The organism is Pseudomonas schmalbachii (assembly GCF_017589465.1).
Taxonomy (GTDB): domain Bacteria; phylum Pseudomonadota; class Gammaproteobacteria; order Pseudomonadales; family Pseudomonadaceae; genus Pseudomonas; species Pseudomonas schmalbachii.
In genome coordinates this window covers 60,142-74,695 of the sequence record NZ_JAELYA010000007.1, presented here as the reverse complement: position 1 = coordinate 74,695, position 14,554 = coordinate 60,142, and the positions used below count along the sequence as shown (strand labels likewise).

At 64.8% G+C, this 14,554-nt stretch carries 15 protein-coding genes; 3 read left to right on the top strand and 12 right to left on the bottom strand.

Going from position 1 to position 14,554, the window contains the following annotated elements:
- Positions 1-164: 164 nt before the first annotated feature.
- Positions 165-788 carry a TetR/AcrR family transcriptional regulator gene (locus JFY56_RS17790; RefSeq protein WP_208315269.1) on the top strand — a complete coding sequence of 208 codons (624 nt, stop codon included), beginning with the start codon at positions 165-167 and terminating at the stop codon, positions 786-788.
- Between the two features lie 11 nt (positions 789-799).
- Here JFY56_RS17790 and JFY56_RS17785 read toward each other — a convergent pair whose 3' ends face one another.
- Together JFY56_RS17785 and JFY56_RS17780 are read right to left on the bottom strand one after the other, a co-directional pair.
- Positions 800-1,561 (bottom strand): CPBP family intramembrane glutamic endopeptidase, encoded by a 762-nt coding sequence (locus JFY56_RS17785; RefSeq protein WP_208315268.1) that lies wholly within the window; start codon positions 1,559-1,561, stop codon positions 800-802.
- A gap of 112 nt (positions 1,562-1,673) precedes the next feature.
- Positions 1,674-1,844: a DUF2897 family protein gene (locus JFY56_RS17780; protein WP_208315267.1), complete on the bottom strand. Its 171-nt coding sequence runs from the start codon at positions 1,842-1,844 to the stop codon at positions 1,674-1,676.
- Positions 1,845-2,022: 178 nt separating this feature from the next.
- Here JFY56_RS17780 and pyrF point away from each other — a divergent pair, with 178 nt between their 5' ends.
- The gene (gene pyrF, locus JFY56_RS17775) at positions 2,023-2,721 is read left to right on the top strand and encodes an orotidine-5'-phosphate decarboxylase (protein WP_208315266.1); all 699 of its coding nucleotides are present in this window, start codon (positions 2,023-2,025) and stop codon (positions 2,719-2,721) included.
- A gap of 15 nt (positions 2,722-2,736) precedes the next feature.
- Here the strand turns inward: pyrF and JFY56_RS17770 are convergent, their stop codons facing one another.
- The 7 genes from JFY56_RS17770 to JFY56_RS17740 form a co-directional block, all read right to left on the bottom strand.
- The gene (locus JFY56_RS17770) at positions 2,737-3,333 is read right to left on the bottom strand and encodes a cytochrome c3 family protein (RefSeq protein ID WP_208315265.1); all 597 of its coding nucleotides are present in this window, start codon (positions 3,331-3,333) and stop codon (positions 2,737-2,739) included.
- Between the two features lie 9 nt (positions 3,334-3,342).
- Positions 3,343-3,831, bottom strand: coding sequence for a nitrate reductase cytochrome c-type subunit (locus tag JFY56_RS17765; RefSeq protein WP_208315264.1), 489 nt, complete (start codon positions 3,829-3,831; stop codon positions 3,343-3,345).
- A gap of 11 nt (positions 3,832-3,842) precedes the next feature.
- Positions 3,843-6,347: a nitrate reductase catalytic subunit NapA gene (napA, locus tag JFY56_RS17760; RefSeq protein WP_208315263.1), complete on the bottom strand. Its 2,505-nt coding sequence runs from the start codon at positions 6,345-6,347 to the stop codon at positions 3,843-3,845.
- Positions 6,347-6,664, bottom strand: coding sequence for a chaperone NapD (locus JFY56_RS17755; protein WP_208315262.1), 318 nt, complete (start codon positions 6,662-6,664; stop codon positions 6,347-6,349). Before JFY56_RS17755 ends, napA begins: the two co-directional genes overlap by 1 nt.
- A complete protein-coding gene (gene napF / locus JFY56_RS17750; protein ID WP_208315261.1) occupies positions 6,657-7,136 on the bottom strand; it encodes a ferredoxin-type protein NapF in 480 nt (159 codons plus the stop codon). The genes JFY56_RS17755 and napF overlap by 8 nt, the downstream gene beginning before the upstream one ends.
- Positions 7,137-7,145: 9 nt before the next feature.
- Positions 7,146-7,313: a periplasmic nitrate reductase, NapE protein gene (gene napE, locus JFY56_RS17745; protein WP_208315260.1), complete on the bottom strand. Its 168-nt coding sequence runs from the start codon at positions 7,311-7,313 to the stop codon at positions 7,146-7,148.
- Between the two features lie 111 nt (positions 7,314-7,424).
- Entirely contained in the window at positions 7,425-8,438 is a 1,014-nt protein-coding gene (locus JFY56_RS17740) for a catalase family peroxidase (protein WP_236032811.1), read from the bottom strand.
- A gap of 332 nt (positions 8,439-8,770) precedes the next feature.
- Between JFY56_RS17740 and JFY56_RS17735 the strand changes: the two genes are divergently transcribed.
- Positions 8,771-10,069 (top strand): dicarboxylate/amino acid:cation symporter, encoded by a 1,299-nt coding sequence (locus tag JFY56_RS17735; protein WP_208315259.1) that lies wholly within the window; start codon positions 8,771-8,773, stop codon positions 10,067-10,069.
- A gap of 459 nt (positions 10,070-10,528) precedes the next feature.
- On the opposite strand, the gene JFY56_RS17730 is transcribed toward JFY56_RS17735, so the two are convergent.
- The 3 genes from JFY56_RS17730 to sstT all read right to left on the bottom strand — a co-directional run bounded on the left by JFY56_RS17730 (position 10,529) and on the right by sstT (position 14,489).
- Entirely contained in the window at positions 10,529-11,920 is a 1,392-nt protein-coding gene (locus JFY56_RS17730) for an adenylate/guanylate cyclase domain-containing protein (protein ID WP_208315258.1), read from the bottom strand.
- Between the two features lie 199 nt (positions 11,921-12,119).
- Positions 12,120-13,118: a sulfate ABC transporter substrate-binding protein gene (locus JFY56_RS17725; protein ID WP_208315257.1), complete on the bottom strand. Its 999-nt coding sequence runs from the start codon at positions 13,116-13,118 to the stop codon at positions 12,120-12,122.
- A gap of 126 nt (positions 13,119-13,244) precedes the next feature.
- Positions 13,245-14,489, bottom strand: a complete 1,245-nt coding sequence (sstT, locus tag JFY56_RS17720; RefSeq protein WP_208315256.1) for a serine/threonine transporter SstT — start codon at positions 14,487-14,489, stop codon at positions 13,245-13,247.
- Positions 14,490-14,554 lie beyond the last annotated feature (65 nt).

The following is a 14,554-nucleotide window of genomic DNA, read 5'->3' as shown; positions in this document are numbered from 1 at the left end:
GGTGCTGAACGCAGTGAAGCCCAACACCCGTTGGCAGCAACGCTGCGCATCCCAGTGAGGATAGTTACCCGGCGCTTGCCCGGTTACCCGGGGCGACATACATTCGCCGGTAAATACAGTTGCCGGCGTTTCGCCTGGTGCGGGGAAGAGGGGAGGTCTGCGGCGTGTACGAGCAGAAAGCGCGCGACGTACTGCTGGAAATGGTGGCCAACGGGCAGTTGACCGATCCCGAGAGTGCCAGGGGAAAACTATTGCAGACGGCTGCCCACCTGTTTCGCAGCAGGGGCTACGAGCGCACCACGGTGCGCGATCTGGCCAGCGCGGTGGGCATCCAGTCCGGCAGCATCTTCCATCACTTCAAGAGCAAGGACGAAATCCTCCGTTCGGTGATGGAGGAAACCGTGCTCTACAACACCGCCGTGATGCGCGCTGCCCTCGCCGAGGCCGATACCCTGCGCGACCGCCTGCTGGCGCTGATTCGCTGCGAACTGCAGTCGATCATGGGCGGCACCGGCGAGGCGATGGCGGTGCTGGTATTCGAATGGCGTTCGCTGTCGCCCGAGGGGCAGCAGTACATCCTCGGCCTGCGCGACATCTACGAGCAGATGTGGATGGAGGTGCTGGAGGAAGCCTGCGTGGTGGGGGCGTGCCAGGGCGATCCGTTCATCCTGCGGCGTTTTCTCACCGGGGCACTGTCCTGGACGATCACCTGGTACGACCCCGATGGGGTGCTGAACCTCGATCAACTGGCGGAGCAGGCCCTGCTGCTGGTATTCCGCGAGCCCTGAAACGGTGGGGCTCAGACGATCCGCAACGGATAGCTGAACAGCAGCAGGTGCAGGCAATTGACCGCGCCGTGCAGCAGCACCGGCACCACCAGCCGGCCGCTGAAATGGAACGCCAGCCCGTAGCCCAGCCCGGCGACTCCCGCGACCAGGGCGAACAGCGGGCTGATCGGCAGGTGTACCAGGCCGAACAGGGCGCTGGCGGCGAATACCCCGCCGAACGGACCCAGGCGCTGCACCAGCATGGTCTGCAGCAGGCCGCGGAACACGCCTTCCTCGGCCAGGGAAATCACCCCGATATTGACCGCCATCCACAGCCAGAAACCTTCCGGCCATTTCGGATTCCACACCACCATGCCGCTGGCGACCGCCAGCAGCGGCACGGCGAACAGGGTGGTGACCACGGTGAGGGTGGCGAAGTCCGTCGAGGCGGGCTCGCTCGGTCGTGGCCGGCGCAGCCACCAGGCCAGCAGGGTGACGCCAACCAGGGCCTTGTCCCAGGACAGTTGCAGGGCATAGGCGGGGGCGTCCTGGCTCATCTGCCGCATCGGCCAGAGGGTCCAGGAAATGGTGCCCGGCAGCAGGTGGGCGGCGAGCGCCAGGCTGACGATCAGGCTGGCCAGCGACCAGGGCAGCCAGGGAATGTAGCGCTCGCCATAGAGGACCCAGGCGACGTACAGCGCGCCGATCAACAGTCCCACCGGCTGGACGTAGCCAAGGGCGAAACCGCTGAGCAGCAAAAGGGCGGGCAACAGCGGCACGAACTTCCTGAACATCGTTGTCTCCATCAGGGAGCGCGAAGTCTAGGCAAATTCCGTCGCCAATTGCCATCATGGGCTACGGACTTTTCGGCATACGCCTTGCCCATTGCGGGGCGGAGCGGGAGGTTCAGCGCTTCTCCTCGGCGTCCTTGGCGTCCATTTCGGCGTTGCGCTCGTGGATGCGCTTGAGCTGTTCCTCGGTCAGGGGCAATTTCTTCGCCGTATCGCGCAGCAGCATCAGGCCGCCGAGTATGGAACCCAGGGCCAGGATCATGATCAGCCAGGCATACCAGGGCATGGTGTTCTCCATCGGGTTGGTCAGCCTTCACCATACCCCCGGGGCAGCGCCTTGTCAGGTTCCGCGCCATTCCCTGGGCAGCGGCGATGCTGGCTCGATGGTCCGGAGGCGCTACGGAATTCCTCGCGTTTCTGCGACAATGCGCGCCGATTTTTTCGATTCGCCGCGAGAGCCCATCATGTCCGCCTGCCAGACCCCGATCATCGTCGCCCTGGATTTCCCCACCCGCGAAGCCGCGCTGGCGCTGGCCGACCAGCTCGATCCGAAACTGTGCCGGGTCAAGGTGGGCAAGGAACTGTTCACCAGCTGCGCCGCCGGTATCGTCGAAACCCTGCGTGGCAAGGGCTTCGAGGTGTTCCTCGACCTGAAATTCCACGACATCCCCAACACCACCGCGATGGCCGTCAAGGCCGCCGCCGAGATGGGCGTGTGGATGGTCAACGTGCACTGCTCCGGCGGCCTGCGCATGATGGCGGCCTGCCGCGAGACCCTGGACGCGTTCAACGGGCCGAAGCCGCTGCTGATCGGCGTCACCGTGCTGACCAGCATGGAGCGCGAGGACCTGGTCGGCATCGGCCTCGACGTCGAGCCGCAGGAGCAGGTGCTGCGCCTCGCCGCGCTGGCGCAGAAGGCCGGCATGGATGGCCTGGTCTGCTCGGCCCAGGAGGCCCCGGCGCTGAAGGCCGCGCACCCGTCGCTGCAACTGGTCACCCCCGGTATCCGTCCGGCCGGCAGCGCCCAGGACGACCAGCGTCGCATCCTCACCCCGCGCCAAGCGCTGGACGCCGGCTCCGACTACCTGGTGATCGGCCGTCCGATCAGCCAGGCCGCCGATCCGGCCGCGGCGCTGGCGGCGATCGTCGCCGACCTCGCCTGATCCATCCCCCGTCGCCTACCAGCCTTTTACTCCGGTCATGTCCGGCAGGTGGTGGGCGATGCCCTTGTGGCAGTCGATGCAGGTCGCCTGCCCAGAGGCCAGCGCGGTGGAGTGCATCTGCCGCGCACGCTGGCTCTGCCGGGTGAAGTCCATGAACTGGAAGTTGTGGCAGTTGCGGCACTCCAGCGAATCGTTGGCTTTCAGCCGCGCCCACTCGTGCTCGGCCAGCTCACGGCGGTAGTCGAGGAACTTCTCGCGGGTGCTGATGGTGCCGAAGATCTTGCCCCAGACCTCTTTGGAGGCCTGCATCTTGCGCGCGATCTTGTCCGTCCACTTGTGCGGCACGTGGCAGTCCGGGCAGGTGGCGCGTACGCCTGAACGGTTGCTGTAGTGGATGGTGTCTTTCAATTCGACGAACACGTTGTCGCGCATCTCGTGGCATGAGGTGCAGAACGTCTCGGTGTTGGTCGCCTCCAGGGCAGTGTTGAAACCGCCCCAGAACATGATTCCGCCGATGAATCCCGCCAGGGTCAGGAAGCCGAGGCTGTAGTGCGCGCTGGGCCGGCGCAGGATGCGCCAGTAACCCGCGAGCCAGGCGATGAGTGCTTTCATGGCGGCTCCTCAGGGTTTGCCGGTGGCCTTGGCGGCGTCTCGCTGGAGAAGGGTGTCGACGTCCTCGAAGGTATTGCCCACCAGTGGCGGCACATCCTCCTGCGGCACGTGGCACTGCACGCAGAAGTAGCGCCGTGGTGCCACCGCGGCCAGCGGCTGGCCGTCGCGATCCATGTAGTGGGTGATGCTGATCATCGGCGCCTGCGACTTCGCGCTGGCCGTGCGGCTGTGGCACGACAGGCACTTGTTGCTGTTGGTGTCGATGCGGTAGCCGATGATGGTGTGGGGGATGGTCGGCGGCTGCTCGGGGTAGTTGCGTTCGCGCTTGAGGTCCTTGTTTTCCTCATTGCCCAGCGGCGGCGCCGGCAGTTCCTGGGCGATGGTGCCGCCGGGCCGGCGGCCGTTGGGGGCGGGGGCGTCCAGCGGGTAGTTGACCTCGGCGGCCTGCAGCGGCAAGGCGAACAGCAGGGCCAGGAAGGCGGTATGCATCCGTTTCATGGCTGGTCTCCTCAGGCCAGGTTGAGCAGTTCGATACGCACCGCGCACTTCTTGTAGTCGGTCTGCTTGGAGATGGGGTCGGTGGCGTCGAGGGTGACCTTGTTGATCAGCCGGTTGGCGTCGAAGAACGGCACGAACACCAGACCCTGCGGCGGCTTGTTGCGCCCGCGGGTTTCCACCCGGGCGCGGATTTCGCCGCGCCGGCTGACCACTTTCACCTCGCTGCCCCGACGCAGCTTCAGCTGGGTCGCGTCATCCGGATGCATGTACACCAGCGCCTGGGGAACGGCCTTGTGCAGTTCCGGTACACGCTCGGTCATGCTGCCGGTGTGCCAGTGTTCGAGCACGCGGCCGGTGCACAGCCAGAACGGGTAGTCCTTGTCCGGCGACTCCGCCGGCGGTTCGTAGGGCAGGGCGAAGACGATCGCCTTCTTGTCCGGATAGCCGTAGAACTGCACTTCGCTGCCCTTGGTCACGTAGGGGTCGTAACCCTCGCGGTAGCGCCAGAGGGTTTCCTTGCCGTCCACCACCGGCCAGCGCAGGCCGCGGGTTTCGTGATAGGTATCGAACGGGGCGAGGTCATGCCCGTGGCCGCGACCGAAGGCGGCGTACTCCTCGAACAGACCCTTCTGGATATAGAAGCCGAACGCCTTGGCCTCCTCGTTGGCGTAGCCCTTGGCGATGTCGTCTATCGGGTAGGCATCGACCTGGCCGTTCTTGAACAGCACGTCGTAGAGCGTCTTGCCCTTCAGCTCCGGTTTCTTCGCCAGCAGTTCGGCGGGCCAGACCTCGTCGGTGGTGAAGCGCTTGGAAAACTCCACCAGTTGCCAGAGATCGGACCTGGCTTCGCCCGGCGCCGGCACCAACTGGTGCCAGAACTGCGTGCGGCGCTCGGCGTTGCCGTAGGCGCCTTCCTTCTCCACCCACATGGCGCTGGGCAGGATCAGGTCGGCGGCCTGGGCGGAAACGGTCGGGTAGACGTCGGAAACGATCACGAAGTTTTCCGGGTTGCGCCAGCCGGGAAGTATTTCCTGCATGACGTTGGGCCCGGCCTGCATGTTGTTGCAGACCTGCGTCCAGTACACGTTGAGCACGCCGTCCTTGAGCATGCGGCTCTGCTGCACGGCGTGGAAACCGATCTTCTCCTGGATGGTGCCGGCCGGCAGCTTCCAGATCTTCTCGGCGGTTTCGCGGTGTTTCGGGTTGGTCACCACCATGTCCGCCGGCAGGCGGTGGGCGAAGGTGCCGACCTCGCGCGCGGTGCCGCAGGCGGAGGGCTGGCCGGTGAGGGAGAACGGACTGTTGCCCGGCTCGCTGATCTTCCCGGTGAGCAGGTGGATGTTGTAGGTCAGGTTGTTCGCCCAGACGCCGCGGGTGTGCTGGTTGTAGCCCATGGTCCAGAACGACACGACCTTGCGCTTCGGGTCGGCGTACAGCTCGGCCAGCTCCTTCAGGCGCTCGGCGGGCACGCCGGATTCCTTCGCCGCGCGCTCCAGGGTGTAGGGCTTGACGTAGGCGGCGAACTCGTCGAAGGAAATGTCCGTCCAGGTGTTGGCCTTGTCGGCATTCTTCGCCTTCTGTTCTAGCGGGTCGGTGGGGCGCAGGCCGTAGCCGATGTCCTCGGCGCCGTGGGCGAACTTCACGTGCTTGCCGATGAAGTCCTTGTTCACCGCGCCGCTTTCGATGATGTGGTTGGCGATGTAGTTGAGGATGATCAGGTCGCTCTGCGGCTTCATCACCATGGGGATGTCGGCCAGGTCGAAGCTGCGGTGCTCATAGGTGGAGAGCACGGCGACCTTCACATGTGGCTCGCTGAGGCGGCGGTCGGTGACCCGCGACCAGAGCACCGGGTGCATCTCGGCCATGTTCGAGCCCCAGAGGACGAAGGCGTCGGTGGCTTCGAAGTCGTCGTAGCAGCCCATCGGCTCGTCCATGCCGAAGGTGCGCATGAAGCCCATCACCGCCGAGGCCATGCAGTGCCGCGCGTTGGGGTCGATGTTGTTGGAGCGGAAGCCGGCCTTGAACAGCTTGTTCGCTGCATAGCCTTCCCACACCGTCCACTGCCCGGAGCCGAACATGCCCACCGAGGTCGGTCCCTTGGCCTTGAGCGCGGCCTTGAACTTCTCTTCCATGATGTCGAAGGCCTGGTCCCAGCTGATCGGCTGGAACTCGCCTTGCTTGTCGTACTTGCCGTTCTTCATGCGCAGCAGCGGGTGGGTCAGGCGGTCGCTGCCGTACATGATCTTCGACAGGAAATAGCCCTTCACGCAGTTGATCCCGCGGTTCACCTCGGCCTTGATGTCGCCGTGGGTGGCGACCACCTTGCCGTCGCGGGTGGCGACCATCACCCCGCAGCCGGTGCCGCAGAAGCGGCAGGGGGCCTTGTTCCAGTCGAGGCGGGTCATGTCCGCCTCGGTGACCAGGTTGGCGGCGCTGCTGAATATCGGCAGGCCGGCCGCTGTCGCCGCGATGGCGGCGGCATTGGCCTTGGCGAATTCACGGCGGGTCAGTTTCATCAGGCACCTCCGGCGGGGACGCTGGCCGCAGGCAGGGCGGATGCGTCTTTATGTTCGGGGAGTGGTTCGTCCGGCGATTCGAGGATTTCGTGGTAGACCAGCACGGCGTTGATCACGCCGGGCAGGTTGTGGATCGTTTCGAGCGTGGCAAGAATCTGCGCTTCCTCCGTGGCCTCAAGGACAACCACCAGCTTGCCCAGCGGGCTTTCCTGATGCACTTCGAGGTTGGGCAGCAGCTGCAGGTTGGCCTTCACTGCCGGCAGCGCCTCGGGGCGGGCATGCACGATCAGGCTGGCGATCTGGACGCAGTCAGGCATCGGTCGGAGTCTCTGTGATCAGTCGGATGGCCTGGCTGGGACAGGGTGCCAGGCAGGCGCCGCAACCGGTACAGGCCTGCGGATCGAGTTTCGGCAACGGCGGACCGCCGATCTGCGCATGGAAGCGGATGGCGCGGGCTTCGCAGACTTCCTCGCAACTGCGGCAGTGGATGCCGGCCAGCGCCAGGCAGTGTGCTTCGATCCGTGCGTGCCAGGCGAAAGCCGGGCGCTGGCGGTGGAACACGCCGGCCGGACAGGCCGCCGCGCACTCGCCGCACAGGCTGCAGCCGGACTGGCTCAGGTCGAGTTGCGGAAAGCCGCCGTCACCGACCCGCAACACCTGTTCCGGGCACGCATCGATACACGCGCTGCAGCGCGTGCAGCGTTCACTGAGGTCGCTGGCGGTCCAGGGCGGACGGCGAACTTCCGGGGCGCCGCCCAGTCGCCGCAACAGTGCGCGGCGGGCGAGCATGGCGCTCTCCTACGACGGAGGGCCGGGCGGTCCCGCCAGCAACTGGTACATCCAGACGATGAAACCGTAGCCACCGACGATGGCTACGGAGAGCAGGGGAAACAGGCAGATCACGAGAAACAGGAACAGCCGGGTTTCCTTGCCCTTGTCTTGATTGGATCCGATCTCGCTTGGCATTGTTTTCAGGCTCCAGCCATACGGCTGAGTTGAGCCTAGTCCCTGCCTTTTGTAAGGGCAAAACGGCCGGGCGCGGCGAGCGACAGGCGGCTCGCCGCCGCGCCGGGAGCGCTACTGCCCGCTCAGGCGCTTGCCGAAGGAAATGGCATAGGACGGCGAGCGGAAGCGCAGGATCGGGTCGTTGGTGGGCGAGATGCCGTCGGCCATCACCATCGGGTCGAAGTTGATCGCCTCGCAGGCGGCGCCTTTCTGCGCCATCGCCTGGGTGAGGGTCAGGGTGCCGACCTGTACTTCCTTGCGCTCCTTCGGCCAGGGCTTGGTCGGGTCATCCTGCGGATCGCCGGGCTGGCCGACGGCTATCCACATGCCCCAACGCACCGGCCCCTTGGCTGCACGTTCGATCAGGCGCTGTTCGAGGAAGTCGGCCGGAAGGGACTTCATCTCCGCTTCGCTGAGCTGCTTCTCGCCATCCTCGGGCACGAAGCGCCAGCGCACCGGGGTGACTTCGCCCTTGGCGTTGGTGAACTTGAAGGTGTGGATGCCGAAGTAGGCGGCGTTGGCGTAGCTGGGCGGCGGGTTGTGGCTGGCCATGAATTGGCCCAGGGCATGGCTGTCCGGATGGCTGGCGGCGAAGGCCTTGAGCTTCTCCGGGTCCGGCTTGCCGGTCTTCGGATCGGCCTGCAGCGCCTGCAACTGGTCGAAGAAGGTCTTCGGCACCGCCGCGCCGAAGACCGGCACGTTGAGCATGGTCATGTGCTGCAGGGCACCGTCCGCCAGGCGGAACTCCAGGGCCATGCCGCGCGGGCTCTTGCCGGCATCCGGCGCTTTCGGGTTGCCGCCGCCGAGGGAGAAGCGCGCCACCACCGGCACCGGTTTGCCGGAGAACAGCGCCGAGCGCGAATACTGCGCTGCCTCGGGCTTGCCGACGAACTCGCCGGTCGCGCAGGTGCCCTTGATGTGGTTGCGCCGCTCGCCCTTGTTCACCCCGAAGACCTGCTCGAAGGCGCCGACCACCTGGTCGGGCGTCACATCGTTGTCGGCGGCCGACGCGGCGCAGGCGCCGCCGAGCAGCATGCCGGCCAGAAGCGAATGGAACAGCGGGTGGAAGCGGGGCTGGCGACTCATCTGGAACTCCTCAGGGCAGGCATGAAAGGCCAAGCATAGCCAGACAAGTCTCGTGTGCCTGGGGCTGGCCGAGCCTTGGCGAAAAACCGCCAAGGGGCGGGAAATCCGCCGCGGTGAAGGCGGGTTTTCGCCACCTTCCAGCCAGGATTGTCCGTGTTTTTTATGTAAATGATTGAATTTAAACAAAAATGTTAAATTCTAGAATTTGGCATGGCGATTGCCATTAGGGATCAAGGCCGTTTCAGCGGTCTTGAAAACAAATTCTCCCATTGCAGGGAGATAACGCAGTCGGTGTCGCGCTGCGAAGCGCATACCCGCGAGGACTAGCCGCCATGACCAAGCAACCCTTCTACAAGAGCCTGTATTTCCAGGTCCTGATCGCCATCGCCATCGGTGTCGCACTCGGACATTTCTATCCGCAGACCGCCGTCGCCATGAAGCCGCTGGGTGATGGCTTCGTCAAACTGATCAAGATGGCCATCGCACCGATCATCTTCTGCACCGTGGTGACCGGCATCGCCGGCATGCAGAGCATGAAGGCTGTTGGCAAGACCGGTGGCATGGCGCTGCTGTACTTCGAAATCGTCTCCACCATCGCCCTGATCATCGGCCTGGTGGTGGTCAACGTCGTGCAGCCGGGTGCCGGCATGCATGTCGACCCGGCCAGCCTCGACGCCAGCAAGATCGCTGCCTACGCCGCAGCCGGCGAGAAGCAGAGCACCATCGACTTCCTGATGAACGTCATTCCGGGCACCGTGGTCGGCGCCTTCGCCAACGGCGACATCCTGCAGGTCCTGTTCTTCTCCGTACTCTTCGGCTACGCCCTGCACCGCATGGGCAGCTACGGCCAGCCGGTGTTCCAGTTCATCGAGCGGATCACCCACGTGATGTTCAACATCATCAACGTGATCATGAAGGTCGCGCCCATCGGTGCCTTCGGCGCCATGGCCTTCACCATCGGCGCCTACGGCGTCGGCTCGCTGGTGCAGCTCGGCCAGCTGATGTTGTGCTTCTACATCACCTGCATCCTCTTCGTCCTGCTGGTCCTCGGCGGCATCGCCCGCGCCCACGGCTTCAACATCCTGCGCTTCATCTCCTACATCCGTGAGGAACTGCTGATCGTGCTCGGCACCTCGTCCTCCGAGTCGGCGCTGCCGCGCATGATCGCCAAGATGGAGAAGCTCGGCTGCGACAAGAGCGTGGTCGGCCTGGTGATCCCCACCGGCTACTCGTTCAACCTCGATGGCACCTCGATCTACCTGACCATGGCCGCGGTGTTCATCGCCCAGGCCACCGACACCCCGATGGACATCACCCACCAGATCACCCTGCTGGCGGTGCTGCTGATCGCCTCCAAGGGCGCCGCCGGCGTCACCGGCAGCGGCTTCATCGTCCTCGCCGCGACCCTCTCCGCCGTCGGCCACCTGCCGGTCGCCGGCCTGGCGCTGATCCTCGGCATCGACCGCTTCATGTCCGAAGCCCGCGCCCTGACCAACCTGGTCGGCAATGGCGTGGCCACCGTGGTCGTGGCCAAGTGGTGCAAGCAGCTGGACGTGGACACCCTGCGCGACGAGCTGGCCGCCGGCCCGTCGTCCGTGGTGGACGCCCAGCCGGCCCGCGAAGCGGCCTGATCCTTTCCACTATCGGGACGGGGTGCGAGCCCCGTCCCGCTTCCAACCCGCTCCCCCGAGCGGGTTTTTTTATGCCTCTTCCCTGGCAGTAGGGTGTGGGGCATGTAGGAGCGCGCCATGCGCGCGAATCGCGGGCATGGCCCGCTCCTACGGTCAGACGCGGGGCGTATTCATGTAGGAGCAACTGTCTTGCATCCTACGTAACTATATGGCTGGGTGGCTGGGCCATAACTCGCGTAGGTTGGTGCTGAACGCAGTGAAGCCCAACGATGGCGATGTTGGGTTTCGCGTTGCTCAGCGCCAACCTACGGTGGGCATTGCAACCCGTAGGAGCGAGCTCTGCTCGCGAAGCTTTTGCGAGGCGATGTTCGCGAGCAGAGCTCGCTCCTACAAAAGCATCATCGGCGGCGAGACAGCACGTAGGTTGGGCTCAGCCCAACGATGCAGTGGCGGCAGAGATCAGAGAATGATCTTGTCCTTGAGCTTCTCCACCGCCTGCTGCAGGGCGAGGATGACCCGGTCCTTGTCGAAGTTCTGCACGTTGTTGGTGTCCAGGTACATGGAGAACCCGGGCAGTTCGTGCTCGATGAAGCTGGAGCTGGCGCCGAGGTCGCGGCGGAAGTCGACGACCTGGTAGATCTGCACCGGCCGGCTGAAGCCCTTCACCGGGATCTGGCCCTTGTCCCGGGACATCACCACGTCCTTGACCAGCGAATAGGTCTCGTGGCTGATCAGGATCTCCCCCGCCTCGGCGGCGCTTTCCAGGCGGCTGGCGAGGTTCACCTCGCGGCCGATGATGGTGTAGTCCATGCGCGTGGCGGCGCCGAAGTTGCCCACCGTGCAGTAGCCGGTATTGACGCCCATGCGCACTTCCAGCGGTTTGGTGATGCCCTGGGCGCGCCATTGCTGGCGCAGCACCTTCATGTGCTTGCGCATGGCGATGGCCATGGACACTGCCGCTACCGCGTCCTTCTTCGCGCCCTGGGTGGTCGGGTCGCCGAAGAACACCATCACCGCGTCGCCGATGAACTTGTCGATGGTGCCGCCGTACTTCAGGGCGATCTTCGACATCTCGTTCAGGTAGTTGTTGAGCATGTCGGTGAGGGCCTCGGCTTCGAGTTCCTCGGACAGCTCGGTGAACCCCTTGATGTCGGAGAAGAACACCGTGAGCTTCTTGCGCTGGGTTTCCAGGCGCACGCTCTTCTTGCCGCTGAAGATCGATTCCCACACCTGCGGCGACAGGTACTTGGCGAGGTTGTGCGCCAGCCGTGCGGCTTTTTCCTGCTCGCGGGAAATTTCCGCCTGGGCCTGTTCGAGGCGCAGCCCCTGCTGGTGCACGAAGTAGGCTGTGATACAGATGTAGAGGGCGGACAGCAGGACGCTGACCAGCGAAACCAGCACCGGCGTCTCGCCCTTGAAGCCGGGCATGATCAACGCGCCGGTGAACATTGCGCTGCTCAGCGCCACCAGCAGGATCAGGGCGAGCGAACGCAGGCCGCCGAGCACCAGCGAAGAGAACGCCAGGACCAGCACCAGCATCAGGCTGGGCACCACCGAATAGCCGAACAGCGCGGTGGCGGCGCCGACATGCACCGCATCGACGTACAGCAGAATCTGCCGGGTGCGTTCGGGGTTTTCCGGCGGGTAGCGGCGGCAGAGGTAGTACGCCAGGTGCGGGTAGAGCAGGGCGTACGGCACCATCCAGAGGAGGTCGTAGCCGAAATGGTTGCTCAGGGTACCGGCGGCGATGCTGGCGGCGACAGTGATGTACGCCAGCACGCGGGCATGGTGCTCGCCCAGGGTTACAGCGATATCGGGGCTGCCCGATGGTTCCGAGACGATGGGCTTCATGCGCTGGAGTTTCCCTGTCGAGTGCTGACTTCGGTGCTGCCGCCTGATTGCGACCCGAGGAATCTTAACCAAGCGCCAGGCAGCGAGCCAGCGGCCTGCCGAGTATTGCTGACAGAATAGCCTTTCAGCCGATACCTACCTGAGAACCAACGCAAACGGCGACCCGAAGGCCGCCGTTCTGTGTGTGTTGCAGTCTTGCTTATTGCGGGGTGTAGATCTGGTCGAACACGCCGCCGTCGACGAAGTGGGTCTTCTGCACCGTGCGCCAGTCGCCGAAGGTCTTCTCCACCGAGAAGAAGTCCACTTTCGGGAAGCGGTCGGAGAACTTCGCGAGGATTTCCGGATTGCGCGGGCGCAGGTAGTTGTTCGCCGCGATGGTCTGGCCCTCGTCCGACCACAGGTACTTCAGGTAGGCCTCGGCCAGCGCGCGGCTGCCTTTCTTCTCCACCACCTTGTCGACCACGGCCACCGGCGGCTCGGCTTCGGCGGAAACGCTCGGATAGACCACCTCGAAACCGCCACGGCCAAATTCGCGGGCGATCATCTCGGCTTCGTTCTCGAAGGTGACGAGAACGTCGCCGATCTGGTTCTGCATGAAGGTGGTGGTAGCGGCGCGGCCGCCGGTGTCCAGCACCGGTACATGCTTGAACAGCTGGCCGACGAATTCCTTGGCCTTGGCTTCATCGCCGCCGTTCTTGAGCGTGTAGCCCCAGGCGGAGAGGTAGGTATAGCGGCCGTTGCCGGAGGTCTTCGGGTTCGGCACCACGATTTGTACGCCGTCCTTGACCAGGTCCGGCCAGTCCTTCAGACCCTTCGGATTGCCCTTGCGCACGATGAACACGGTGGCGGAGGTGAACGGCGCGCTGTTGTTCGGCAGGCGGGTGGCCCAGTCCTTCGGCACCAGGCCGCCGTTGTCGGCGAGGGCGTCGATGTCGGTGGCCTGGTTCATGGTGATCACGTCGGCCGGCAGACCGTCGATGACCGAGCGCGCCTGCTTGCTGGAACCGCCGTGGGACATCTGGATGGTCGGCTTCTCGCCTTTCTCGGCCTGCCAGTGCTTCTGGAAGGCGGCGTTGTAGTCCTTGTAGAAGTCGCGCATCACGTCGTAGGAGACGTTGAGCAGAGGCTGCGCAGCCTGGGCGGCGGAAGCCAGGGCGAGGCCGGCGGCCAGCAGCGAGGCGCTGAACAGTCGTTTCACGGGAAATTCCTTCAGGCAGTGTCGATGGGACTCGATTATGCCGTCAGGATATATGGCAGCTAAATACCTAAAGGCTATTTGCTTATGCGGGACACCGCCGCCGCGAATGCGACGGCGGCTGGAGGATTACACCGGTTCTTCGGCGACGACTACGTCGAAATCGCCTTCGGCCATGCAGGCTGCGGCGGTGAACAGTGCATCGGTGGAGGAGTTCAGCGCGGTTTCGAAGGCGTCCTGGAGGATGCCGATGACGAAGCCGATCGCCACCACCTGCATCGCCACTTCGCTGGATATACCGAACAGGCCGCAGGCCAGCGGGATCAGCAGCAGCGAGCCGCCGGCCACGCCGGAAGCCCCGCAGGCGCAGACCGAGGCGACCACGCTGAGCAGGATGGCGGTGGGCAGGTCGACGGGAATGCCGAGGGTATTCACCGCGGCCAGGGTCAGCACGCTGATGGTGACGGCGGCGCCGGCCATGTTGATGGTCGCACCCAGCGGGATGGACACCGAATAGGTGTCTTCATGCAGGCCCAGGCGCTTGCAGAGCTGCAGGTTGATCGGGATGTTGGCCGCCGAGCTGCGGGTGAAGAACGCGGTGACGCCGCTCTCGCGCAGGCAGGTGAACACCAGCGGGTAGGGATTGCTGCGGATCTTCCACCAGACGATCAGCGGGTTGACCACCAGGGCGACGAACAGCATGCAGCCGATCAGCACTCCCAGCAGGTGCAGGTAGCCGAGCAGCGCATCGAGACCGGATTCGGCGAAGGTGTTGGCGACCAGGCCGAACACGCCCAGCGGGGCGAAGGCGATCACCACGCGGACGATCAGCGAGACACCGTTGGACAGGTCTTCGAGGAAGTCGCGGGTGCTCTGGCGCGCATGGCGCAGGGCGATGCCGAGGCCGATGGCCCAGGCCAGGATGCCGATGAAGTTGGCTTCCAGCAGCGCCTTGACCGGGTTGGTGGCGACGCTGAACAGCAGGCTGTTGAGCACCTCGCCGATGCCGCCGGGCGGCGCCAGTTGCCCGGCCGGAGCGTTCAGCACCAGGCTGGAGGGGAAGGTGAAGCTGGCGCCTACCGCGACCACCGCTGCGGCGAAGGTGCCGATCAGGTAGAGCAGCAGGATCGGCCGGATATGCGTGCGCTGGCCTTGCTTGTGGTTGGCGATCGACGAGGTCACCAGCACGAGCACCAGGACCGGCGCCACCGCTTTCAGGGCGGAGATGAACAGATTGCCGAGGAGGCTGATCGAACGCGCGGCCTCCGGTGCGACCAGGGCGAGGGCGATGCCGCAGAGCATGCCGATGAAGATCCGCATGACCAGGCTGGTTCGCTTGAGTCGCTGCAGAAGGGTTGGAGCTGGAAGAGTCATATTGTCTATTCGCTGCAGTGGGGTGGCTGCCGCCTTGTGGGCAGCAGCGCGGGGGGCGGATTATG